The following is a 25235-nucleotide window of genomic DNA, read 5'->3' on the forward strand; positions in this document are numbered from 1 at the left end:
CGCAAGCTTTGAAGTTTATACTTTCTGATATCTAAAAAAAAGGGGAGCGTGCATTCATCATGAGTTCAAGCAAGAGACAGAAACGATACGAGGTCAGCCGGGAGCTGGGGAAAGTGGCGTTAGGACAGGCACCGGCCGACCTGGTTATCAAGAACGGCACGCTGGTCAATGTGTTTACAGGCGAGCTTCAGGAGCAGGTGGACGTGGCGATGGCATTCGGACGCATCGCTTATATCGGCAGCGCCAATCATACGATCGGGGAAGGGACCCGGGTCATCGAGGCGAATGGCCGTTACATCTCGCCGGGTCTGCTTGACGGCCATATGCATGTGGAGAGCACGATGCTGACCGTGACCGAGTTTGCGAAAGCGGCCATCGTTAGCGGAACCACCGGGATCTATATGGACCCTCATGAGATCGCCAATGTATTCGGTATGGAAGGTGTGCGGTGGATGCACGAGGAAGGACAGCAGCTGCCGCTTAAGGTATTCACCACCATCCCTTCCTGCGTGCCGGCGACGTTTGATCTGGAGGATGCAGGAGCCCAGCTTGGCGTGGAAGATATCGAAGAAGGGCTGACCTGGCCTGGAGTTGCCGGGCTTGGCGAAGTCATGAACTTCCCGGGCGTGGTATATGGCGATCCGACGATGAGCGGTGAGATCGAAGCCACGCTGCGTGCCGGCAAGACGGTGACGGGACATTTTCCCGCAGAGGACGACCGGATGCTTCAGGCGTATCTGGCAACCGGGGTAAGCTCCGATCATGAAACGGTGACGAGAGAGCAGGCGCTAGAGAAGGTTCGCCTCGGGATGCACCTGATGATCCGTGAAGGATCGGCTTGGCAGGACGTGAAGGAAGTCATCAAGGTGGTGACGGAAGACAAGGTGCGTACGGACAATATCTCCTTGGTGACGGATGACGTGTATCCGCAGACGCTGCTGAGGCTTGGCCATATGAACCATGTGGTGCGCCGTGCGATCGAAGAGGGTGTGGATCCGGTGACGGCCATCCAGATGGGCACGATCAACGTGGCTCGGTACTTCGGGATGGATCTCGAACTCGGGAGCATCTCGCCAGGTAAAACGGCAGACATTCTGCTGCTTGATGATCTGAACAGCATGGTGCCGTCGATTGTGATCACCGATGGTGAGGTGGTTGCGGAGAACGGCCAAGTTGTGAAGCTATTCCCTGTATACCAATACCCGGAAAAAGCGTTCCATTCGGTTCGCCTGCAGCGTCCGTTGACAGCGGAGGATTTCCTGCTCCGCAGCAAGTGGGATACCGCACGCACGGAAGTCAACGTGGTGCGGGTCATCGAGAACAGTGCCCGCACAGCCAAAATGACAGCGGTGCTCCCCGTGCAGCAGGGCATCATTCAGCCTGATCTTAACCAGGACGTGGTTCAGCTTGCGTGCATCGAGCGCCATGGCGCAACCGGACAAATCTCGCTTGGCTTTGCGAGCGGCTTCGGATTGAAATCCGGTGCGGTCGCTTCCACGGTGGCGCACGACAGCCATAATCTGCTGGTGATGGGCACGAGCGCCGAGGATATGGCACTAGCGGCGAATGAGCTGGCAGCTTGCGGCGGCGGGATGATCGTGGTGCGTGACGGTCAGGTGCTCGCGAAGGTGGCCATGCCCATTGCCGGCTTGCTGGCGGATCGTCCAGTGGAGATCGTAGCGGAAGAAGTTGCTGCACTGGAGGAAGCCTGGAAGGAGCTGGGGTGCTTCATCCATGCGCCGTTCATGACCTTCTCCCTGATCGCGCTGCCGGTGATTCCCGAAATCCGCATTACCAATCGCGGCATCGCGGACGTGACGGAGTTCAAGCTCATCGAGACGGAGATTCGCGCGGTTCAATAAGGTGGTGGTATGCATTAAAGCAGGTTGGCCTACATGGCGAACCTGCTTTTTTTGGTGCGTAAATACCGGGCTTGACCTGTGAGGGGATGCGGCAAGTCATGCTCCAATGGATAAACCTCACATAATTCCATTCACACTTAGTGATTTTCGTCACAAATTTATAACTTTTTGCCCCTAATCCTTCCTAATATTGTGATATTGATCACAATCCTTTCTGCCGCAGTCTGCGAAAATACAAAAAGAATCAAATTTAAAGTGATCACGTGAGCTAAAGGAAGGGGTATCTTTATGGATCCGGTTATGCTGGCGCGAATTCAGTTCGCATCGACAACCATTTTTCACTTTATTTTCGTACCGTTGTCTATCGGATTAGCGTTTTTGATTGCCATCATGGAGACGATGTATGTTGTCAAAGGCCAGGAAGTATACAAGAAAATGGCCAAGTTCTGGGGGAAGCTGTTCCTGATTAATTTTGCGGTCGGGGTAGTGACAGGAATTCTGCAGGAGTTCCAGTTCGGCATGAACTGGTCGGATTATTCGCGATTTGTTGGGGATGTGTTTGGCGCGCCGCTTGCCATCGAGGCCTTGTTGGCCTTTTTCCTCGAGTCAACATTTATCGGGTTATGGATATTCGGCTGGGACCGGTTATCGAAGAAGGTCCATCTGCTCAGCATCTGGCTGGTGTCCTTCGGCACCCTGATGTCGGCCTTCTGGATTCTGGCGGCCAATTCGTTCATGCAGCGTCCCGTTGGGTTCGAGATGAATAATGGACGAGCGGAGATGAATGATTTCCTGGCATTGATCACCAATGGGCAGCTGCTGGTAGAATTCCCGCACACGATCTTTGGGGCACTGGCCACCGGGGCGTTCCTGGTAGCAGGCGTGAGTGCCTACAAGCTGATGAAGAAGCAGGATCTGGATTTCTTCAAAAAATCATTCCACATCGCCATCGTGGTGGGGCTCACCACCTCCATTCTGGTTGCGGTCTTCGGTCACCAGCAGGCGCAGTATCTGGTGGATACGCAGCCGATGAAGATGGCTGCTGCCGAGAGCCTGTGGGAGACGAGTGACGATCCTGCGGCTTGGACGGTCATTGCGTCCATCGATCCGGAGAAGCAGGAGAACAAGATGGAGCTTAAAATTCCGTATTTGCTCAGCTTTCTGTCTTATAGCAAATTCTCCGGCGAAGTGATCGGAATGAAGGAGCTGCAAGCCCAGTACGAGCAGCAATACGGTCCCGGCGATTATATACCTCCGGTGCGGACCACCTTCTGGAGCTTCCGGATTATGGTGGCCGCAGGCAGCGTGATGATTCTACTCGGATTGTACGGAGCTTGGCTGATGCTGCGCAAGAAGGTCGAGCACGCTGGCAGATGGTTCCTGAGATTGATGCTGTTTGGCATTTCATTGCCGTTCATCGCCAACACGTCGGGGTGGATCATGACGGAGATCGGGCGGCAGCCTTGGACGGTATTCGGACTGATCACCACGGAGAATAGTATATCTCCGAACGTAAGTGCAGGCTCCATCCTGTTCTCGCTCATTACGTTTACAGCCATCTATGCGGTGCTTGCTGCCGTTATGGCGTACTTGTTTATTAAAGTCATTAAGAAAGGGCCGTATGCGGCGGAGGAAGAAGACCGCCACGCAAGCGATCCGTTTAATAAGGAGGGCTACCATGCTGTCTCTTAATGAACTGTGGTTTGTGCTCGTTGCCGTGTTGTTTATCGGGTTCTTCTTCTTGGAGGGCTTTGATTTCGGAGTCGGGATGTCCACTCAGCTGCTCGCCAAAAGCGACACCCAGCGCCGGGTGCTGATCAACTCGATCGGCCCGTTCTGGGATGCCAATGAGGTCTGGCTGCTGACAGCGGGCGGCGCGATGTTCGCCGCCTTCCCGAACTGGTATGCCACGCTGTTCAGCGGATTCTATATTCCGCTTGTTTTTCTTCTGTTGGCCTTGATTGGACGGGGAGTGGCCTTTGAATTCCGCGGCAAGGTAGGCGACGTTCGCTGGAAAAGGGTGTGGGACGGTGCAATCTTCATCGGCAGCGTGCTTCCTCCGTTCCTCCTGGGTGTTGTTTTTGCCTGCCTCATTCAGGGGCTTCCGATTAATGAAGAGATGCAGATGTATGCCGGATTCTTCGATGTCGTGAATGCCTATACCGTTGTTGGCGGGCTGACGATGGTGATGCTCTGCTTGCTGCATGGGTTAATGTTTACGACGCTGCGCACCATAGGGGATCTTCAGGAGCGTGCGCGCCGCATGGCCCGGAGATTGCTGCTCCCGGTGGCGGCACTGTTCGTGGCATTCGGGGTCATGACCTATTTCATGACGGATATCTTCGAGAAGCGTGGTGCGGTGTTAAGCGTGCTGCTCGTGCTGGCTCTGCTTGCATTCCTGCTGGGCGGGTATTTCATGAACGTCAAGCGGGACGGCTGGGCTTTCGGAATGACCGGGGCCGTCATTGCTCTGCTGGTTACATCCGTGTTCGTGGGATTGTTCCCTCGCGTAATGGTCAGCTCCATCCATTCGGCGTTTGATCTGACTATCTATAATGCGGCCTCCGGACCGTATTCCTTAAAAATCATGACCATTGTGGCTGTATCGCTGCTGCCATTCGTATTGGGATATCAAATTTGGAGTTACTTCGTTTTCCACAAACGGGTACATGAGAAGGAGCATCTGGAGTACTGATGGGAAAAGATCTGCTGGGATACAAGGGCGCCAAGATCGTATTCTTCCTTGTCGCCGTATGTACCCTGGCACAGAGCATGGCCATCCTCCTGCAAGCCAAATGGCTGGCGGAAGCCATATCCGCCCTGTTCGCGGGATCCACGCTGCAGGAGCAGGGGGAGACCATTGCCTTGTTCCTGCTTGCTTTTCTGGCACGCCACGGCATTTTCACCGTGCAGCAAGGAATTGCACAGCGTTTTGCCGAGGAGACGGGCACGAGCCTGAGGAAGCAGCTTCTGGAGGAGCTGTTTCGGAACGGGCCGTCCTTTGTCCGGTCGGAAGGAACAGGCCATGTGGTTACGCTTGTGCTGGAGGGCATCGGCAAGTTCCGCAAATATGGGGAGCTGACCATACCTCGCATGATGGGGGCGGGCATTACCCCTGCGCTGGTATGGCTGTACGTATTCATGACGGACCGGATCTCGGGCATTATTCTGCTGGTGACCATGCCGATCCTGATCGTGTTTCTCATCCTCGTGGGACTTGCCGCGAGAAAGCAGACCGAGCAGCAGCTGGATTCCTACCAGATGCTGTCCAATCATTTTGTGGATTCGCTGCGGGGTTTGACCACTCTGAAGTTTCTGGGACAGAGCCGCAAGCACAGCGGGAGCATAGGGCAGGTCAGCGAGGGATATAGGGCTGCGACCATGCGGACCTTGCGCGTTGCGTTTCTGTCTTCCTTTGCACTGGATTTCTTCACGATGCTGTCGGTAGCGTCCGTAGCGGTAAACCTGGGCTTGCGTCTCATTAACGGCAGCCTGGAGCTGCTGCCTGCACTCCTCATCCTGATCCTGGCACCGGAGTATTTTCTTCCGGTGCGCATGGTCGGGGCTGACTTTCATGCAACGCTGGATGGCAAGCAGGCAGGGGAAGCGATGCAATCCATCATCCGGGAGGCCCGGAAAGAGCGCTTGGAGGCCCAAACCGGTGCAACATTTAAAATTAAAGATAATATTCCGGTACGTACTGGCTCCACGCCGCGGTTCCAATGGGAGAAGAGCAGCGTACTGGAGCTGTCCGGCATCGGACTGCAGCATACAGGGGCGGGTCCTGCCTCCTTGGAGGACGTCAGCTTCCGAATATCGGGTCAAGGCCGGATCGGCATCGTCGGAGAGAGCGGGGCGGGTAAATCCACGCTGATCGAACTATTAGGCGGGTTTATGACGCCTACATCCGGTGAGATGAAGCTGAGCGGCGTGAAGCTGGGGCATTCCAGCCGGGGCGAGTGGCGAAGTGAGGTCACCTATATGCCGCAGCAGCCGTATTTATTCAGCGCCAGCTTGGAGGACAATGTGCGCTTCTATGCGCCGGACGCTTCAAGGGCTCAGGTTGAAGCGGCTGTTGAAGCGGCCGGCCTGGCCGATCTGGTGAACAGCCTGCCTGGCGGTCTGGCCGAGATGATCGGCGGGGGCGGGCGGACTTTAAGCGGCGGTCAGGCACAGCGCGTTGCCCTTGCCCGAGCGCTCCTCGGCGGTCGGCAGGTTCTTCTGCTCGATGAGCCGACGGCACATCTGGATATTGAGACCGAATACGAGCTGAAGGAGACGATGGTGTCCCTTTTTCAGGATAAATGGGTATTTCTTGCAACGCACAGGCTGCACTGGATGCGGGATATGGATTACATCATCGTTCTGCATCAGGGACGCATAGCCGAAACAGGAACCCATGACGAGCTTATGGCAAGACGGGGCGTATACCATGGATTGATTACATCGCTGATGGAGGGAGTACAATGAAGCAGGAATCGTGGTTTCGGCCTTATGTGACAGCAAACTTCTGGCGTTTTCTGCTGATTGTCGTACTGGGTGTGCTCACCATCCTGTTTGCGGGGATGCTGATGTTCACATCCGGGTATTTGATCTCCAAATCGGCGCTCCGTCCGGAAAACATCCTGATGGTGTATGTGCCGACGGTAGGGGTTCGCACCTTCGGCATCGGACGCGCGGTTGTCCATTACGTGGAGCGGCTGGTGGGCCATGACACCATTCTTCGCATCCTGTCCCAAATGCGTCTGCGGCTGTATCGCATCCTGGAGCCGCAAGCCCTCCGCTTATCCTCCCGATACCGCACCGGGGATCTGCTGGGCGTGCTCTCTGATGATATCGAGTATTTGCAGGATGTATACATCCGAACGGTCTTCCCATCCATCGTTGCGCTTGTGTTGTATGCTGGAATCATTCTGGCCGTCGGTCAGTTCGACCCGGCATTCGCCCTGCTGCTTGCGCTGTATGTTGCGGTGCTGATTCTGGTGCTGCCGCTGATATCCCTGCTGCTCACCAAACGGAAGAACCGGGAGATGAAGCAGGCACGGAACAACCTGTACCAGAAGCTGACCGATGCGGTGCTGGGCATCCATGAATGGTATGTCAGCGGCAGACAGACAGAATTCCTGGCGGGTTATGAGGCGGATGAAGCCGAGGTAGACCGGACGGACAGATCGCTGAAGCGATGGTCGCGCCTTCGGGGCTGGATCGGCCAATGCATCGTTGCCGTAACGGTGGTGTCGATGGTGTATTGGTCAGGACGGCAGTACGCGGATGGATCCATGGATGTTACGCTGATTGCAGCTTTTGTGCTGGTTGTGTTCCCGTTTATGGACGCATTCCTGCCCGTATCCGAAGCCGTGGAACGGATTCCGCAGTATGGCCAATCGGTGGCGAGGCTTAAGGGCATCGAAAGCGCCGATGAATTCGATGAGAAGCAGGCACCGCTGCAGCTGCTGAATAACGAAGAGACCGAGGCGGTTATACGCGGCGGTGTTCACGTGAAGGCGGATGGCATCATGTTCAGCTATGATAGGGCAGCCGCTGGCTCGTTTGCCTTGGAGCCTGTCGGTGCGGGAGAGGCAGGACACACCTTAACCGAGGTATCGCTGGACATTCCCCCTAGGGCCAAAGTGGCCGTTATCGGCCGTTCAGGTGCCGGGAAGTCCACCCTGCTGCAGCTGATTCAGGGGGTGCTGGCGCCATCGTCGGGAAGTCTTACCCTGGGTGGTGTGGAGGCGGCGCGGTTTGGCGACGAGATCTCTTCCGTTATTGCCGTACTGAATCAGAGCCCGCACTTGTTCGATACGACACTTGCGAACAACATTCGGCTTGGCCGGCCGGAAGCCACGGAGGAAGAGATACGCGATGCTGCTGCCATGGCGCGGCTGGAGCCGCTGGTGGCTTCTCTCCCGGGTGGACTCGACACCCGCATGCAGGAAGCAGGTCAGCGATTCTCTGGCGGTGAACGCCAACGCGTGGCTTTAGCCCGAATCCTGCTGCAGGACACGCCCATTGTTATTCTGGACGAACCTACGGTCGGACTGGATCCCATAACCGAGCGGGAGCTCCTGTCCACCATCTTCTCCAGCCTGCAGAACCGGACATTGATCTGGGTGACCCATCATCTGGTGGGCGTGGAGCAGATGGATGAGATCATATTCATGGAACACGGCCGAATCGCCATGCGTGGCACGCATGATGAACTGATGCGGCACTATCCGCGATATCAACAATTGTACCGGCTGGATTCTCCGGAACTATAGAAGGTCCATGGGAAGAACCGCCCCTTTTTTCACAGGGGCGGTTCTTTTTGTTCCCATCTTATTTTTCTTATAAGTCTGATAAAAGATCGGAATCCCCGTTCCTTCTGGAAAGATGTAACATAGTTGTAGCCGATATAAAGGGTTAATTCTCTATTAGGGGTGTGGCGTATGGTGGATTTAGAGCGGTTAACCAGCGTGTTCTGTCATTTTGCTGAACGGGAATGTCAGGGCTCCAGCGATTTATATGAGTATTTGGCGAGGCATATCGCTGATGATGAAGAGGTGCTGCGGGTGGCCTCGTTTGTTCCGTCAGGTCAGCCGGTACCCAATATGCTGTTCGGGGCTGTTCAATATTTGCTGCTCCAAGGCGAGGGGGCCGAGCTGAGGTCGTATTATCCCGGCCTGGTAGAGCAGCCGCAAGCGATGAATTCGTGTTACCCCCATTTTCGCTCGTTTGTGCTGAAGCACGAAGGGGTACTCATCGAGATTCTGGAGAGCAAGCGGGTTCAGACGAATGAAGTCCGCCGCTGTGCTTACTTGTATCCGGCGTTCTGCTCGATCTACGACAAAGTCCGCAAGCCGCTTGCCTTGGTAGAGCTTGGCTGCAGTGCCGGATTGCAGCTGTTATGGGATCAATACAGCTATTCCTATGGTGATGGAGCGAGTTATGGTCATAACGGCTCAAAGGTTCGCATGACTTCAGAGATCAGGGGGGATCGCCTGCCGCTTCTGCTGCCTTCCAGCCCTCCGGTGGTCTACCGGATGGGGATTGATCTGCATGTGAATGATGTACGGAACGCGGAGGATTTCTTGTGGCTGCGCGCCTTAATCTGGCCGGGCTATCATGATCGGGTGACGATGCTGGAGCAGGCTGTGGAGGTGCTCAAACATCAATCGGGGATACAGTTTCGGGAAGGGGACGGGACCGAGCTGCTGCCTGAAATTGTGAGGGTCATCCCGGAGGAGGCCGTTATCTGCGTATTTCACACGCATGTGGCCAATCAGATTCCGGAGACGTCCAAACGCCGCCTGCTGCAGCATCTGAGCGAGATCGGGAAGACGCGTGATATTGTACATGTCTACAACAATATGTGGGATGGCGATCTCCATGCCGATTATATTCTTGGGGGCGTGCTAAGCGAGTATACGATCGCGCGGACGGATGGGCATGCACGCTGGTTCGAGTGGTTGTTATAAAGCGCATGAATCTATATTTTTTCTTGGGCAAGTCTGTGTCATAATAGGAGAGATGGAATATAAAGCGTTTACGTTATTTCATGGAGCGGAAGACAGCGCGGCTTCAACGACAAGCGGCGGAAGCTTGCCCATGAAGTCTGGTTTCCAGGTTGTTTTTGACAAGAGCCATCATGTTATCTTAGAGAACTTGGAAATGAGGGCAAGACGGAGTTCGATCTGCCGATTCGAGAGTGAGGACAGGCAATAAGCTCCCGTTCCATGGATAGCCTAAACTAAAGATGCCAAAGGAGGAAGTTGGGATGGATTACCGTATTGAGAAGGATACCTTAGGTGAGGTTAGAGTGCCTGCGGACAAGCTGTGGGCGGCACAGACGCAGCGCAGCTCCGAGAATTTCCGGATTGGAACCGAAACGATGCCGAAGGAGATTATTTCGGCGTTTGCAATATTGAAGAAAAGCGCGGCGATTGTGAATGGCAAGCTGGGCAAGCTGGATGCGGACAAAGTGGATGCCATTACGACCGCAGCCGATGAGATTGTGGCCGGCAAGTGGGATGCGCATTTCCCGTTGGTCGTTTGGCAGACAGGCAGCGGCACGCAGTCCAATATGAATGTGAACGAGGTCATTGCGAATCGGGCCAACCAGCTGCTGGAGCAAAAGGGCAGCGCCCTGCGTGTTCATCCCAACGATGACGTCAATAAATCCCAAAGCTCCAATGATACCTTCCCGACGGCGATGCATATGGCATCCGTTGTCGCTGTAGAAGAGCATGTACTGCCTGCGCTTCGCCGCTTGAAGAAAACACTTGAGAAGAAAAGCGAGGAGTACAAAGACCTGATCAAAATCGGCCGCACGCATCTTCAGGATGCCACCCCGCTGACGCTTGGACAGGAGATCAGCGGATGGCATCGGATGCTGGAGAAATGTGAATTGATGCTGTCCTCATCCGTAGAACCGATGCGCGAGCTGGCGATTGGCGGCACGGCCGTTGGTACCGGGATTAATGCCCATCCGAAATTCGGAGAAATGACGGCAGCCGAAATCAGCATGCAGATCGGAAAAAGCTACACCTCTGCCAGCAACAAGTTCCATTCGCTGACAAGCCATGATGAGATTGTATTTGCACACGGGGCGCTGAAGGCACTGGCTGCCGATTTGATGAAGATTGCCAACGACGTTCGCTGGCTGGCAAGCGGTCCTCGTTCCGGCATCGGCGAGCTGACCATTCCTGCCAATGAGCCTGGCAGCTCCATTATGCCGGGCAAAGTGAATCCGACCCAGAGTGAAGCACTCACGATGGTGGTCTGCCAAGTGATGGGCAATGATGCAACCATCGGCTTTGCGGCAAGCCAGGGTAATTTTGAGCTGAACGTATTCAAGCCGGTTATCATCTATAACTTCCTGCAGTCCGTACGTCTGCTGGCAGATGCCATGGATTCGTTCGACCAGAACTGTGCGATCGGCATTGAAGCCAACCTGGATGTCATCCGGGGGAACATGGAACGGTCGCTGATGCTGGTGACGGCGCTGAATCCGCATATCGGATATGAGAATGCAGCAGCCATTGCAAAACAAGCGCACAAAGAAGGCACAACGCTCCGTGAAGCGGCTCTGGCCAGCGGACTGTTAAGCGCGGAGGATTTCGACCGGATTGTCCGTCCGGAAGAAATGATTCATCCGAAGGAATAGGCGCCGAGCTTTCGCGAGGCATCTGTTTGACTACGAGCCCATTTCACTGCGGTGAAGTGGGCTTATTGTTTATCCATCGGCCGAAGGCGGTTATAATTAGGGTGTCAGATTTTACAATCATACATAAATCATGGGGATAAAGGATGGATGATAACTTGAGGAAACATCAGTGGTTTGCAGCATTGCTCTCCCTGATCTGCACCGGGCTCGGGATGTTTTATATCGGGACACCGGGCATGATCATCGGCGGGGTGCTGCTTATGGCGCTTCAGGGAGCGGCTCTTTATATTTTTTTCATCACATTAGGTTTCTTGGGCTTGATTATTGGCCCGCTGGTCATTGTCCTTCATATTGTAGGACTCATTATACCCATCGTTTACTTCAACTACCGATCGCCGAAGAAACCGATGTTCGACGAGAAGCGGCGGCGCCAGCTCTCCTCACCTTGGAAAATCATCCTGAGGACGTTAATCGGACTGGCCCTGTTCGCCGGGTCCATATATGGCGGGTACACCTGGGGATCTTCCCCTTTCATGAAGACGGCAGCGGAGAAACGGGTGGTTCAGGAAGCGGCTGAGTCTTATCTGGAACAGAAGTACAGCGAGCCCTTCAAGGTAACGGAAGTAAGTTATACCTGGGCTGTCAGTTCGTATAATCTTAGAGCCCATTCTGAGCAGGCGCCTGATCTGGAGTTTACCCTAAACAGTGATGATGGCAGCCCGCCTACCCTATCGAATGATACTTATCTGAACTTGCTCTGGGGGAAGCAGCTTGAAGAGCAATTGAAGCCACTGCTGGACGAGCTGTATCCAAACCAGGCTTTTGCGCAAGCCTACGTATTCTCGGATTCCGAGACGCTTGAGCGCAATTATAACAGTCTTGGCCAGGAGGCGGATGGGGCAGTTCGTCAGAATGTAAGTTTAATCGTATTTGCGGATCTCACCGCAGCTAATCTTCCAGAGGAGCAGGAGCGTGTGCTGGAGCTGATACGAAAGCTACCTTCCGTGACCGTAAAGGGGGAAACGGACCTTCAGATCAATTACTATCCTTCGGATTTGAATACGCCCGATACTGCGAAGAAGATAGGGCAGGATTTTGATTATATGAGAGGGTTTCCGAGTACCCATTTTTTCAGAGAGTTCGATATTTCGAAAATGGCGTCTGCGGATGATATCGAGATCAGAGAGATGTAATCAAGATGACGGAGTTCAGCTCTTCTTATGATAAGAAGCCTGGCAGAGTCTATGACTCGGCTTGGCTTCTTTTTTTGATTGTGTGAGTCATCATCGTACCGTTAGTTCCTGGACAGATCAATTACGTGTTCTTTCTTTGTTCGTGAAATGGTCAGTTTCAGGTTGAAGGCCTTGGCCATGTCGCGTACAGGGACGTACAGGGTGTTTTTTGTGAAAACAGGTCCTTCGTATTTGCTCTCATCCAGCCTGCAAGAGTCCGATGCTTCCGGGCACAGCAGCTCCGGTTCATAGATGTTGATGTCATTGACACTCATCTCTTGGGTTGCCTTCCGCACGATCGTATACCCCCGGCTTGCGTTGCCCCATACCGATATGTGGGGAGCGCTTGGAGCCTTCAGATCATATTGATGGAAGTGGTCCAGTTCCGCTTGCAGAGAATAGGAAATCTCGTACCCGAGTGCCTCAGCTAACCCTTGGAGAGGAACATAGGCCTTGCCTTGGCGAATATACACGTCATTCATGAGTGTGCCTGCTACGTTTACGGAATAGCTCGGAGCGGCGGCGGCGTCAACGTCCGCTTGCTCGCTGCTCCAGATGAGCGAAGTTGCTAACAGGACGCTTGTGAGGGCAAATAGAGATATTTTTCTGAATGTCACGGCAGTGATAACCTCCTTGAATACGGGATGAATTCAGGCATTCGGTAAGCTGCCAGTATAGGGCAGCCAGCTCCTACTATAATAGACGCTCCTTCTGGCTGATTGGTTAGCTGTCATATCGGAAAAAAAGGTATGTTTGTAAGGTATGCTTGTTTTATTCTGCCAAGGAGAAGATGAGAGAGGATGCTGTGGTTTGCCCTAGTTGCTAGATTCATTTCAATAGGCACAGATTTATATTTTATGTTATGTAATATAACATATTATTTATGATAGGAAATGTTTGTTTATACTATTTAGAGTATAATGTTATTTTAATTAACATATATATCCTTCTTTCATTATACTATACGAATCTATAAAAAGAGGAAATTGTTTAATAAATGAATGAAAATAAGTGATAATTACCGATATACATATAATAATGCGCTTACATTATCGAATTCAAAGATTGTTAGGTTAATTTACATGATCTATGATAGTCACTAACTACCTAACAACATCGATAGATTGGAGCGTGCGTCAATGCGTAAAATGACCTCATGGAAATTAAAAGGGAGTGCGGCACTGCTTAGTGCCTCATTGCTGGCCGGATCGTTCATCCTTACTGGTACACCTGCGGAAGCTAGTTCCAGCACGAGCACGAACGCTGGACAAGTGAGCAGCATCCAGAAGAGCAGCTTAACGTCACCTATTACGGTTCAGGAATTCTCCAAACTGCTGAACGCGGTTGCGAAGGGGAATGGACTTGAATTCAAAGGCCTGGACGGAACCGGAACCATCAAGCGCAAAGACGCTGCAGCTGCCATCTATGAATGGATTGAATTGCCGGAGAGCACAAGCGAATATACAGATTTGTCAGAGGCTGAATCCGAGATTGCAGGTGCCTTGCTGAAGGCAGGGATTATGAACGGTTATAGCAGTACGGTATTTGCGCCCAATCAGCCGGTGACGATTTCCGATGCTCATGTGCTGATCGATCGGATCGAAGCCTATTTAACTCCTTTTGACATTACCGAGGCAACGATTGCAGAGATGCAAACGGCGATGGAACAGGGGAAGGTGACTTCCGTCACACTGGTTCAGCTCTATCTGGCAAGAATCCATCGCTACGATGATCAGCTCCATGCCATCCTGACCGTGAACGACAAGGCGGTGGAGGCGGCTAGAAAGCTGGATGAGGAACGCAGAACGACAGGCCCGCGCGGTCCGCTGCATGGCATCCCGATCATTGTGAAGGATAATTATGATACAGCGGACATGCCGACAACGGCAGGCTGCGTGTGTCTGAAGGACTCCATCCCGGATAACGATTCGGAGCAGGTCGCCCGATTGAAGGCTGCCGGAGCGATTATCATTGCCAAGGCGAATCTGGACGAATTCGCTTTTAATATTACCACGTCCAGTTCACTTGGCGGACAGACGCTAAACCCTTATAATCTGGGGCATTATCCTGGCGGCTCCAGCGGCGGAACCGGGGCGGCGATTGCAGCCAACTTTGCAGCGGCCGGCCTTGGCACGGATACAGGCGGCTCCATTCGGATTCCCTCCTCCTTAAACAGCCTGGTAGGCATCCGGCCTACCATTGGACTGTCCAGCCGTGACGGGATTATACCGCTGGCGTTAACACAGGATGTGGGGGGACCGATGGCCCGGACCGTAGCGGACGCGGCAGCCGTTCTTGAAGCTACCGCAGGTTATGATGCAAAGGATCTGGTGACCACGCAGAGCGTGGGTCGTGTTCCAGACAGTTATTTGAGTTATCTGGACAAGGAAGGTCTTCAAGGTACGCGGATTGGGGTTGTCACGCAGCTTCTGTCAGGCACGAAGGCCGAGCAGAACGAAGTGAATGATATCACTTTGCAAGCTGTGAAGGATATGGAGAAGTTAGGCGCGACTGCCGTTCATATCGAAATTCCGAATTATGAGGCTATCATGAAATTCCCAAGCCTCAGCGGTTGGGAGTTCAAATTCCAGCTGAATGATTACCTGGAGAGTCTGGGTGAGGATGCACCTTACCATTCCCTGGAGGAGATTATTGCTTCCGGTGAATATCTGGAATCGCATAAGAGCTCCATGGAAGCCAGACAAGCTCGCGAGACCCTGGACGACAACGAGTACCGCAAAATTGTGCTGGACCGTACAAAGCTGACGCAGGAATCGCTGCTGAAGGTGATGGCCGAGCACAATCTGGATGCGCTGGTCTATCCAGCCTCGGCCGAACCGGCTGGCAAACTCGGCGAGGGTCAGAACTCGGGTGTGAACAACAGGCTCAGCCCGTTCTCCGGCTTCCCGGCAATTACAGTTCCAGCGGGCTTTACGGATGGCGGGCTTCCCGTTGGCGTGGAGTTCCTCGGGAAGGCATTTGATGAAGGCACATTGATCAAGCTGGCATACAGTTATGAGCAAGGCACCCTGCATCGCAAATCGCCAGCCCTGACTCCGTAAGGCTGATGGGGCAAATATCATGAGGGAAACGGACGGATCAAGAGGATAAACCTTGATCCGTCCGTTTGTTGTTATGGGCTCCTGGAAGAGGAGTCCTCACATTTTACATACTCAATGTATTCTTAGCTTCACGGTACCCGGACAGCTTGTTTACGAAGAACGTAATCAGGAACGAGCAGAGCATGCTGGCTGCCATGGAGACCAGGAAGCCGACGGTGTTATTCGATGTGATCGGACCAATGAAAGAGGGGACGTATGCGGTGCCACGAACCCCGAATATGCCGACAAGCATGCCGCCAAGTCCAGCGGAAGCAATGGCGCCCGCAAATACAAATTTATTCGAGAACATGAATGGATAGGCAGCTTCAACAAAGGTGCCAAAACCCATATTGATGGCAAATCCGGGAGCGGCTACAGCGGCCTCCCCTTTGTCGCGGGGTGCAATGATGTTGGCCAGCGTAATTCCTGCGGATACCATGACCAAGCCGACCATATCCACCGCGCCGAGGAAGCTGTTGCTCGTGGTTTCCATCTCAAGCAGTACGATCGGCAGAATGGCCGCATGATAAACGCCGCCAATGATTGCAGGCCAGATCAGCAGTCCTGCAATCAATCCGGCAATGGCCGGGCTCCAGGAGACCAGCGTTTCGATCAGCATGCGGATGCCCTCGCCAGCACTCAGCGCAATCGGTGCGATGAGAAAGTAGACCAGCAGACCGGCAATCAGCCCTGAGACGCCGCCTGCAACGATGTTGACCGTCGTAGCCGGGAAACGCCACTCCACACATTGACGGAATATGTAATGGACAATGATGCCTGCGCCAATTCCGCCGATGATACCCCCGATAATGCCGCCTTCAACGGACAGGACACCGGCCACGATCCCGGCGACAATGGAGACCTCGTCCAGCTCGGATACCTGCTTGGCTGCAATAACGGCAACGATGACCGGCAGCGCCTTGATCATCAGATCAAACACCTCGGTCAGTGCCGATAAGCCCGGAATTTTGCTGACCGCGAGGATCAGGGCCATACCAATGAAGCCGGGAAGCGAGGCCATCATAATGCCTCGAATATTGATGCGGCGCCATGGAGATGAGCTTCCGGCTGCCGCGTGGATGCTCGCTGCTGCGTTCCCGATGACCGGCCGATACGGAAGCCGCCAATGCTTGCTGAGGGAAGTAGCAAACGTGACCGCTCGGGTGCGGTTGGTGGTGCCGGTTGTGCCGGAAGCGGCAATGACGTATGCGCCTTTGGTCTGAATAATCGCCATGGACGTTCCTCCCGTACCGGTCACCGGCAGACGGAACTTGGCGGCAGCCTCAATGGCGTGTCGGTTGCTGCCCTCCGGGTCGGCACTCATTACAATGAGACCGTCAATCTCGCCGAGTTCAATCTGCTCGGCAATTTCCCGGTCAAGCCGCTCAGCAGCCTGATTCACTTGCTGAAGGGTGCCTTCAGCGATAATGACCGGCTCGCCTTGACTAGAATTCCAGCCGTAAAGTGCAGCGGGCGTTGAGTCCTTAGCTGCATCCATGGAGACCTGGGCTGCGATGAACTGTAGAGCCCCGCATGACAGACCGGCGCTCTCCATCTGCACCAATATCTCATCCAGTAGCTTGAGCGGGTCCCTGCCGCCCAGATTGTACAGATTGCCGCCACTGCTTCCTATAATAGCTATTTGACGATTCATGTCTTGCTGCCCCCAATACGATAACAGATTGTAATTTCTATATTACAGCAGAGTTATAACTTGTTAAAGTGCTAAAATGTCGGCAAAGCATGCAAAAAGCCGCCGTGCATCACCCCGTAAGGGCTGCATGGCGGCTATGGTTCATGGTTCGCTTACTCGTTATGTTCCGTTGTTGCTGCCACGGCAGATGTTTCTTCAGCCGTATTTTCTTCCGTTTCCTTGACGATTTGCAGCTTCGTATAACGGTGGGTTTTCTTCTCGATGACGGTAAACGTCAGATCACGGTAGCTCCATGTATCGCCTTTGGAGAGCTCGGAGTTGTGTCCGTACAGCCAGCCGCCGATGGTATCCAGGTCATCCGTGCTCAGATCGGTATGCAGCAGATCATTGATCCGATTGATGGACACCTTGCCGTCAGCGATGATGCGGTTCGGCTCAGGCTGGGTCAGCTCGCGTTCCTCATCCTCGTCGAATTCATCGCGGATCTCCCCGACGATCTCCTCCAGAATATCCTCAATGGTGATCATGCCGGACGTACCGCCATACTCGTCGATTAGGATAGCCATATGCGTGCCTTCCTGCTGCATTTTGCGAAGTAATTTCTTGATCGGAATCGCTTCGGATACTGTCATGGCCGGATGAATCAGCTTGGACAGATCGATGCTGGCATTGTCATCAAACTCCAGGAAGAACTGCTTGGTGTTAACTATACCGACGATCTGATCCTTGTCGCCGCGTACAACCGGGAAACGGGTGTACTGCTCACGCTTGATAATCTGCAGGTTCGCTGCAAGCGGCTTGTCAACATACAGGCAGATCATATCGGTACGTGGCACCATGATCTCCTTGGCAAGCATATCATCAAAAGCAAAAATTCGGCTTACATAACCATACTCGGCTTGGTTGATCTTCCCGCTCTCATAACTGTCACTCAGGATCATGCGAAGTTCCTCTTCCGAGTGAGCTTCCTCATGTTCACTGGCCGGATGCATGCCGAACAGACGAACGATTTTGTTGGCGGATCCGTTAAGCAGCCAGATGAACGGGTACATAATGCGGTTGAACCATATAATAGGCGTCGCGCATAAGAACGACACAGCTTCAGCTTTATTGATAGCAATCGTTTTCGGTGCAAGTTCACCGATAACAACGTGGATATAAGTCATAATAACAAAAGCAAGCAGGAATGAGATTAGCGAAGCTACAGCTGACGGGATGGAAAAGTTATCAAACACCGGATGAAGAATCTTCTCGATGGTCGGTTCCCCGAGCCAGCCGAGACCGAGTGCCGTGATGGTAATCCCAAGCTGACACGCAGACAGGTACCCATCCAGATTCGAAGTTACCTTTTTAACGGCAAGAGCGCCTTTACGCCCTTCCATAACCAATTGGTCTACTCGACTGGGACGAAGTCTTATGATAGCAAATTCCGTCATAACGAAAAAAGCGGTAGCTGCAATAAGTACAGCGACTAAAAATAAATTTATGCCTATACTGTCATCCAAACAAAACACATCCTTTTTTTATCTGATCTGAATTAGTTTTTAAATAACCATGGTTTACTATGCATGGCTGTCAACATAATTCGACCTGAATTTCAAAGGTTCCAGCAGCATGTGCTTGAGGATCAGAAACATATCGGTTTCAGTACAGCATGTAACGTTATTCAAGGAAAGCAGAGACACATGGCGCTTATCTTCCAGCTTCAACCGAACAGGCTCCGGCGTTTTGGGGACCGGCGTCGACTCAGGCAGATTGCCTTCGGAAGCTTCCATTCCGTGCGTAGCCGCAGCGGAATCGGTTATGTCCACTAGAGGGACGGGCGTAACGGAAGCGATCAGCAGAAGGCCAAGTGTTGAACATATAATTCTGATTATCCTTCGTATGGGGTCCAAGTCGGATCGTCACTCCTACAATTCGTAATCGAGTTGCTCTAAAAAAATATATGGCTAAAATGTCATCCTATGAATGCGTAATTTGAGTTGTTGTACGTAATTTCACCACGAATGCGGTTTTCAAAACAAGGTATATTGTTAAGATTATAAAATTTATAGTTTTCAGCGAAGCTGAACAAATTCGATGATCGCAAGAAAAAATTCCTCTAAACGCGGTCTGTCTACTGAAAGTAAGTCGATAGAGTTTTTCTTATTAATCATAAGAAAAAGTAAGCCACTATGTCAAATGCCAGTTGCTTTCCGTTGTGTAATCCCATAGGGAACAAGGATTGCAGGGTGAGCTGTCTATGAAAAAAAGGACAACTCTCTACGAACCTGGAGAGTTGTCCTGTCATGAAACGAATTATTTATGGAGTGGCAGCTGTCTGACATAGCTGTCGGACAGGTGGAGCAGCTGCAGCGCCCGTTCGAACTCCTCCTGGGAAGCCTGCGTCGACTTCTCATCTGAGCTCGGCAGCGGGTGCTTGGTTCCATCCTCAAAGCCGATTCCCGGGATGTACAGGGTGGTATTGTTGATAAACGTCCCGGAAGGAAGGTAATACCGTTCCGGCAGCAAGTTGTTATCGGTGTTGTTCAGCAAATCCTGACCAAAATGAAGCTGTTGGTCCAACGATACGCCGAGCAGGTTAGAAACCGTTGGCAAGAGGTCGATCTGCCCGCCGACTTGCTCTTTCACTTCCGGTTGAAGGCCTTCGCCATGGATTATGAGCGGAATGTTGATCATATCGCCTGAATTATAGTCCCGGCCATAAATTTCGCGCATCAGCTCTTTATCTTTGTTATCCAGTGAGTAGATCGGCAGTCCAAGGTGATCTCCATAGACAACAACCATGCTGTTATCCCATATCCCGTCCTTCTTCAACTGCTCAATGAATTTGCCGAGCGCGTCATCTGCATAGTTCTGGGAGCGGATATAATCGCCGACAAACGTACCATCATACCGCTCTGGGAGCGTCATCCGGTACTTCTCTTCAGGAATGGTATAAGGATGATGTGCAGACATCGATATGACCTGAGCATAAAACGGCTTTCCTGTATCGTGCATCTTTTTCAGCTCGGCGGCTGTCTTGGAATACAGGGCATCATCCGAGGCGCCGAAGAACAGCTTATCATCCTCACCGAAAAAGGCTTTATCATAATAACGGTTAAAACCGAGCGCTTTATACAGCTCTCCGCGGTTCCAGAACTCCACCACATTGGTATGGAAGGTGGCCGTATCGTAGCCTTCAGCTTGCAGCAATTTCGGCAAGCTAGGGAGGACCCTGTCCGCATAATGCTGCGTTGCCGCCCCCCGCGGCGGGATGTAGAAGGAGGTATTTACAACAAACTCGGCATCGGAGGTATTACCCTGCCCGACATTCTGGAAGAAGTTCGGGAAGTACAGGCTTTCACGAGCCAGCTTGTTCATGTGGGGCGTAATTTCCTTGCCGTCAATCTTCAGATTCATCAAGAACTGCTGGTAAGATTCCATCTGGATGATGATCAGGTTCTTGCCCTGGGCTACACCGGAGAGCAGTGCTTCCTGATCCGATGCTCCAAGTCCCTTCAGTTCATTGATTTTATCCTGCGTGATGGTCTTGGCATCTGCAAGCTCGGTGTTTTCCTGTTGGAAAATCGTGTAGGCTTCGTAATTGAGAATTCCCATCTCCTGCGCCTTTACGATTTCGTTCATGCTTGCGCGGTTAGGCATAATCTGGAACAGGCACAGCATCAGGGAGAACACAAACACGATGGGAACGAATTTGCGTTTCTCTTTTTTGGCATGCCGAATCTTCCACTTCTTCACGCGGTCACTGCGCCACAGCAGTACGAACATGACAATGATATCCGTAAAAATCAGCAAATAATAGGGGTCCATTAAGGAGAACACGCTGTTGCTGACTGCGGTTACCTGGTTGACTTGCTCCAGCGCGTGATACGTCACGATAACGCCGTAGTATTTATAATACATAATAGCTGCAAAGAATATGGCGGTCAGCAGCAGGTTAACGCTCATATAGGCAGCAAGTTTCCGCTTGGAGGCAAACCATTCAATCAAGCTGAACACAAGCCAGATAAAAGGAATTTCTGTAATGAGTGGTTTCCAAGGCATCACATCATCAAAAATGACCATCCAGGCTAAGTAGCTTTTGAGCAGCATAATGACAGAGAAAAATATAAAAGGCTTCGTCATCGTTAACCGAAACCGCGAGGTGGAGAGCACCTGTATCGCCTTCCTTTCAATGCCGCCCAATATTAGGTTCAGGAGCTTTCAGCGGCTATTCGTTTTTTTACCATCGACAGACGTTATTCTTACGGTTCGTTTACATTAGACATGACATTAATTTAACAAAACTTATGAACAGAACTTATTATGACCTCTTCCGCGGAGGTTGTCAAAGAGTTAAAGTAAGTTCCGGAAATGCGCATAACAACACAAAAAAGACAACGAAAAAACCGGTCATCGCCGGTTTAGTCAGAGTCATGCCAATATTAGTGCAGAAATGCCATGATTAGTGGTGCGGTCCCGAGGGTGAAGAGGGCAGCAACAATCATCGAAATGCTGGAGATTGTGCCGGAGAGGGAGCTGAATTCGAATGCTTTGGATGTGCCGGTTCCGTGGGCGCTGGTCCCGAACAGAACGCCTCTTGCGATATCGCCCCGAATCCGGAAAATTCGCATGACGGCCGGTCCGATCATGGAGCCCAGAATGCCGGTCATGATGACAAAGACAGCGGTCATGTTGGGCACCCCCCCGATGACCTCAGATACGTTCATGGCAATGGGCGTTGTAATGGAGCGCGGCACAAGGCTGGTGGCCAGAGAGCTGTTCAGGTGCATCCATTTTGCAAGAAACGCAGAGGATACCATCGCCAGCACCGACCCGGTCAGCACGCTGAGCATAATCTCGGCAGCATGCTTCTTCAGGGTTTGAAAGTTCTTGTACAGCGGAACGGCAAAGGCGATCGTTGCCGGTCCCAGCAGCTTGCTTATCCACTGCGCACCTTCATTGTATGTTTCATAGGATACGCCCGTTTGTGTCAATATCACAACAAGGAGCACCGGAGTAATCAGGAGCGGAGACAAATAGACCTTGGGAAAGCGGCGGTACAGCCTTTTGGCGCCCGCATAGATACCGATCGTTAACAGCAGTCCAACGAATGCAGACAGCAGGATGTTCATGGCGTTCTCCGCTCCTTTCGAGTGGAGATGAAGCCGGCTGTCAGCCCCGAACTCACCATCACGATAACGGTGCTGAACAGAACAACAACTAGAATCTGGAGCCCTTCGGCTTCCAGCATCGGGAAATATTTCATGATACCGACTGCAGCAGGGATAAAGAACAGCAGCAATTCGGCGAGCAGCCAATTAGCGCCAAGCTCAATCCACTCCAGACGCAGGATCTTGGTTTCGAGCAGAATAAACACCACGGCAATGCCGAGTATGCTTCCGGGTATCCCCAGATGCAGCCATTCGGCCAGTTTATCCATTCCCATGGAAAGAAGCATGAAACCGGCCACTTGCAGAGTTCCTTTCAATATGTTGATCATGACCGGCCTCCTATGTTTTCAGTATTAATGAAATTTTACAACGATAATTTTCATAGGTAAAATGCATATATCGAATGATAACTATTCCATTTATCTATACATAGAAGAATCAGGAGGGTGGATCGGATGGACATACGGCATCTGGAGTATTTTCTTGAGGTCGCCAGGAATCAGAGCTTCACCAAGGCGGCGGAGAAGCTTTATATTACGCAGCCGACAATCAGCAAGACCATTCGCAACATGGAGGATGAATGGGGCGTCACCTTGTTCTACCGGCAGGGCAAGCGAATCGAGCTGACGGATGCGGGCCATATCATGTACCAGCAGGCACAGCAGATGGTGGATTCCTTCCAGCGCGTATCCGCCGAGCTGGAGGATCTGATGAACCTGAAGCGCGGACATCTCCGAATCGGTCTTCCGCCTATGGTGGGCTCAAGCTTTTTTCCAGAGGTGATCGGGCAGTTCCACCAGGAATACCCAAAGATTACCATTCAGCTTATTGAGGATGGCGCCAAGAAGGTGGAGGCCGATGTGGAGAGCGGCCAGACGGACATCGGGGTTGCCGTGCTGCCGGTTAACGAAGACGTGTTTCACTATTATTCCTTTGTGAAAGAGAAGTTGAATCTGCTTGTACATCCGTCCCATCGGCTTGCAGGCAGAGATCATGTGAACCTGAATGAGCTTGCGGAGGAAGCGTTTGTGTTGTTCCGCGAGGATTTCACGCTCCATGACCGGATCATCCGGGAATGCATAAGCGCAGGCTTCGAGCCTAGAGTGGTCTACGAAAGCTCGCAGTGGGACCTCATCAGCGGCATGGTGGCTGCGAATCTGGGGATAGCCCTGCTGCCGGAAACGATCTGCAAAGAAATCGATTCCTCACGCGTTACAATTCTGCCGCTGGATAATCCGGTGATTCCTTGGCAGCTCGGCATGATCTGGAGGAAGGACCGGTATCTGTCCTTTGCTGTCAGGGAATGGATCAGCTTTACACGCGGGCTGCTGGGAGAACGGGGATAAGTTTGTTTTGAATTGAGCTGCATTTCATACATTTTCACTCCTTGGACATAATATCCATAGTAAGAGAACCAATTACAAGCTATCTTCCAAGGAGGAATGACATTCGTGAGTGGCCAAGAACATGAGGGGAATAATGGGATTAACCAGGAGCGCACAGGTTTTGCACAAAACCGGGGTGAGACGGAGCGGGAGGATACACTGACTAATCGTCAGGGGCATCCGATATCAGACAATCAGAATGTGAGAACGGTTGGAAACCGGGGACCGATGACACTGGAGAATTATCATTTTCTCGAGAAGATTACGCATTTTGACCGGGAACGCATTCCGGAACGCGTTGTGCATGCCAGGGGAGCAGGGGCCCACGGCTACTTTGAAACGTATGGAAAAGTGGGCGATGAGCCCGTCTCAAAGTATACGCGCGCGAAGCTGTTTCAGGTTGAAGGCAAGCGAACTCCGGTATTTGTGCGGTTCTCGACCGTAGTCCACGGCTCCGGCTCGCCTGAAACGTTACGTGACCCACGCGGATTTGCCGTCAAGTTCTATACGGAGGAAGGCAACTGGGATTTGGTGGGCAACAACCTGAAAATATTTTTCATCCGTGATCCGCTCAAATTCCCGGATATGGTGCATGCGTTCAAGCCTGATCCGGTATCCAACGTCCCGGGGCCGGTCGGCATGTTCGACTTCGTATCCCGTTCTCCGGAAGCGACGCATATGATCACGTTTCTGTGGTCCCCTTGGGGTATCCCGGCGAATTACCGCCAAATGCAGGGCTCTGGTGTGAATACATACAAATGGGTCAATGCAGATGGAGTCGGTGTGCTGGTGAAGTATCACTGGGAGCCGCTCAAGCAGGGGATCAAAAACCTGACGCAGGAAGAAGCAAACAAGATTCAGGGCATGAATGACAGCCACGCCACCCAGGATCTATATGAGGCGATTGAGCGCGGAGAATATCCGGAGTGGGAACTGTGCGTTCAGATTATGAGCGACGACGATCATCCGGAGCTGGAATTTGATCCGCTTGATCCGACCAAGCTGTGGCCGGAAGATCAGTTCCCGTTCTTAAAGGTTGGTAAAATGGTGCTGAACCGCAATCCGGAGAACTACTATAACGAGGTGGAGCAAGCGGCCTTCGGAACCGGCGTGCTTGTGGACGGACTTGACTTCTCGGACGACAAGCTGCTGCAGGGCCGTACCTTCTCTTACTCGGATACCCAGCGGCATCGCGTAGGCACGAACTATCTGCAGCTGCCAATCAACGCACCGAAGAAGCGGGTAGCGACCAATCAGCGCGGCGGACAAATGTCTTATTTTGTGGATAAGGCGCCAGGGCAGAGCCCACATGTGGATTATGAGCCTTCCATGACGGACGGCTTGGTGGAAGCCTCGCAGACAGCGAAGCCGCATCAGCCTCACTACGATGCGAATCTCGTGCGCCAGAAGCTTGATCGCACGCTGGACTTTAAGCAGGCTGGCGATACGTACCGAGCATTCGAGGACTGGGAGCGCAATGAACTGATCAACAATCTGGTGGGTGCGCTAAGTCAATGCGATGTTCGCATTCAAGAGAAAATGGTGGAGCATTTCACGTACGCGGATGAGGATTACGGACGCCGCGTTAGGGAAGGCCTGGAACAGGCGAAGAAGGGCTCGGATGGAGATTCACGTGAACAAGCGGTAGAGGATGCCAGCCGCATGGGGCATGAGGCTGATCCTTATTAATTGTATCG

17 protein-coding genes and 1 pseudogene are annotated in these 25235 nt (G+C 52.4%); 12 read left to right on the top strand and 6 right to left on the bottom strand.

The genetic code is table 11. From position 1 onward, the window contains the following. Nucleotides 1-59 precede the first annotated feature (59 nt). The 8 genes from ade (at nt 60) to B9D94_RS29930 (ending at nt 12203) form a co-directional block, all read left to right on the top strand. The gene (gene ade, locus B9D94_RS29890) at nt 60-1862 is read left to right on the top strand and encodes an adenine deaminase (RefSeq protein ID WP_148248626.1); all 1803 of its coding nucleotides are present in this window, start codon (nt 60-62) and stop codon (nt 1860-1862) included. A gap of 288 nt (nt 1863-2150) precedes the next feature. After that, nucleotides 2151-3554 (top strand): cytochrome ubiquinol oxidase subunit I, encoded by a 1404-nt coding sequence (locus B9D94_RS29895; protein WP_006207046.1) that lies wholly within the window; start codon nt 2151-2153, stop codon nt 3552-3554. Next, nucleotides 3541-4557: a cytochrome d ubiquinol oxidase subunit II gene (gene cydB / locus B9D94_RS29900; protein WP_063478066.1), complete on the top strand. Its 1017-nt coding sequence runs from the start codon at nt 3541-3543 to the stop codon at nt 4555-4557. The genes B9D94_RS29895 and cydB overlap by 14 nt, the downstream gene beginning before the upstream one ends. Continuing rightward, on the top strand, nt 4557-6332 hold the full coding sequence (cydD, locus tag B9D94_RS29905; RefSeq protein WP_148248627.1) for a thiol reductant ABC exporter subunit CydD: 1776 nt from the start codon (nt 4557-4559) through the stop codon (nt 6330-6332). The genes cydB and cydD overlap by 1 nt, the downstream gene beginning before the upstream one ends. Continuing rightward, entirely contained in the window at nt 6329-8125 is a 1797-nt protein-coding gene (gene cydC, locus B9D94_RS29910) for a thiol reductant ABC exporter subunit CydC (protein ID WP_148248628.1), read from the top strand. The genes cydD and cydC overlap by 4 nt, the downstream gene beginning before the upstream one ends. Nucleotides 8126-8293: 168 nt before the next feature. Beyond that, a complete protein-coding gene (locus B9D94_RS29915) occupies nt 8294-9322 on the top strand; it encodes a DUF2332 domain-containing protein (RefSeq protein ID WP_063478063.1) in 1029 nt (342 codons plus the stop codon). A gap of 299 nt (nt 9323-9621) precedes the next feature. Then, nucleotides 9622-11010, top strand: a complete 1389-nt coding sequence (gene fumC, locus B9D94_RS29925) for a class II fumarate hydratase (RefSeq protein ID WP_006207041.1) — start codon at nt 9622-9624, stop codon at nt 11008-11010. Between the two features lie 155 nt (nt 11011-11165). After that, complete coding sequence (locus B9D94_RS29930) at nt 11166-12203, top strand: hypothetical protein (RefSeq protein WP_040680055.1); 1038 nt, start codon at nt 11166-11168, stop codon at nt 12201-12203. A gap of 101 nt (nt 12204-12304) precedes the next feature. Here B9D94_RS29930 and B9D94_RS29935 read toward each other — a convergent pair whose 3' ends face one another. Beyond that, nucleotides 12305-12859 carry a hypothetical protein gene (locus B9D94_RS29935; RefSeq protein ID WP_231887956.1) on the bottom strand — a complete coding sequence of 185 codons (555 nt, stop codon included), beginning with the start codon at nt 12857-12859 and terminating at the stop codon, nt 12305-12307. 522 nt (nt 12860-13381) lie between these two features. On the opposite strand from B9D94_RS29935, the gene B9D94_RS29940 reads away from it, so the two are divergent. Further along, nucleotides 13382-15304 (top strand): amidase family protein, encoded by a 1923-nt coding sequence (locus tag B9D94_RS29940; protein ID WP_148248630.1) that lies wholly within the window; start codon nt 13382-13384, stop codon nt 15302-15304. Between the two features lie 103 nt (nt 15305-15407). Here B9D94_RS29940 and B9D94_RS29945 read toward each other — a convergent pair whose 3' ends face one another. Both B9D94_RS29945 and B9D94_RS29950 read right to left on the bottom strand, forming a co-directional pair. After that, on the bottom strand, nt 15408-16997 hold the full coding sequence (locus B9D94_RS29945) for a hypothetical protein (protein ID WP_063478059.1): 1590 nt from the start codon (nt 16995-16997) through the stop codon (nt 15408-15410). A 152-nt stretch (nt 16998-17149) separates the two neighbouring features. Beyond that, nucleotides 17150-18502, bottom strand: coding sequence for a hemolysin family protein (locus tag B9D94_RS29950; protein ID WP_063478058.1), 1353 nt, complete (start codon nt 18500-18502; stop codon nt 17150-17152). Between the two features lie 115 nt (nt 18503-18617). Between B9D94_RS29950 and B9D94_RS31220 the strand changes: the two genes are divergently transcribed. After that, on the top strand, nt 18618-18920 hold the full coding sequence (locus B9D94_RS31220; RefSeq protein WP_172964017.1) for a hypothetical protein: 303 nt from the start codon (nt 18618-18620) through the stop codon (nt 18918-18920). Nucleotides 18921-19295: 375 nt separating this feature from the next. Here the strand turns inward: B9D94_RS31220 and B9D94_RS29960 are convergent, their stop codons facing one another. The 3 genes from B9D94_RS29960 to B9D94_RS29970 all read right to left on the bottom strand — a co-directional run bounded on the left by B9D94_RS29960 (nt 19296) and on the right by B9D94_RS29970 (nt 22482). Further along, nucleotides 19296-21155, bottom strand: coding sequence for an LTA synthase family protein (locus B9D94_RS29960; protein ID WP_006207033.1), 1860 nt, complete (start codon nt 21153-21155; stop codon nt 19296-19298). 269 nt (nt 21156-21424) lie between these two features. Next, entirely contained in the window at nt 21425-22114 is a 690-nt protein-coding gene (locus B9D94_RS29965) for a CidB/LrgB family autolysis modulator (protein WP_006207032.1), read from the bottom strand. Continuing rightward, nucleotides 22111-22482 (bottom strand): CidA/LrgA family protein, encoded by a 372-nt coding sequence (locus B9D94_RS29970; protein WP_006207031.1) that lies wholly within the window; start codon nt 22480-22482, stop codon nt 22111-22113. The genes B9D94_RS29965 and B9D94_RS29970 overlap by 4 nt, the downstream gene beginning before the upstream one ends. A gap of 126 nt (nt 22483-22608) precedes the next feature. Here B9D94_RS29970 and B9D94_RS29975 point away from each other — a divergent pair, with 126 nt between their 5' ends. Further along, complete coding sequence (locus B9D94_RS29975) at nt 22609-23499, top strand: cidABC operon transcriptional activator CidR (RefSeq protein WP_148248631.1); 891 nt, start codon at nt 22609-22611, stop codon at nt 23497-23499. Between the two features lie 174 nt (nt 23500-23673). Beyond that, nucleotides 23674-25227, top strand: a pseudogene (locus B9D94_RS29980) (catalase); the annotation flags it as partial. Nucleotides 25228-25235: the final 8 nt, after the last annotated feature.

Origin of the sequence: Paenibacillus sp. Cedars (genome assembly GCF_003184205.1) — a bacterium.
In the GTDB taxonomy this organism is placed as follows: domain Bacteria; phylum Bacillota; class Bacilli; order Paenibacillales; family Paenibacillaceae; genus Paenibacillus_AQ; species Paenibacillus_AQ glucanolyticus.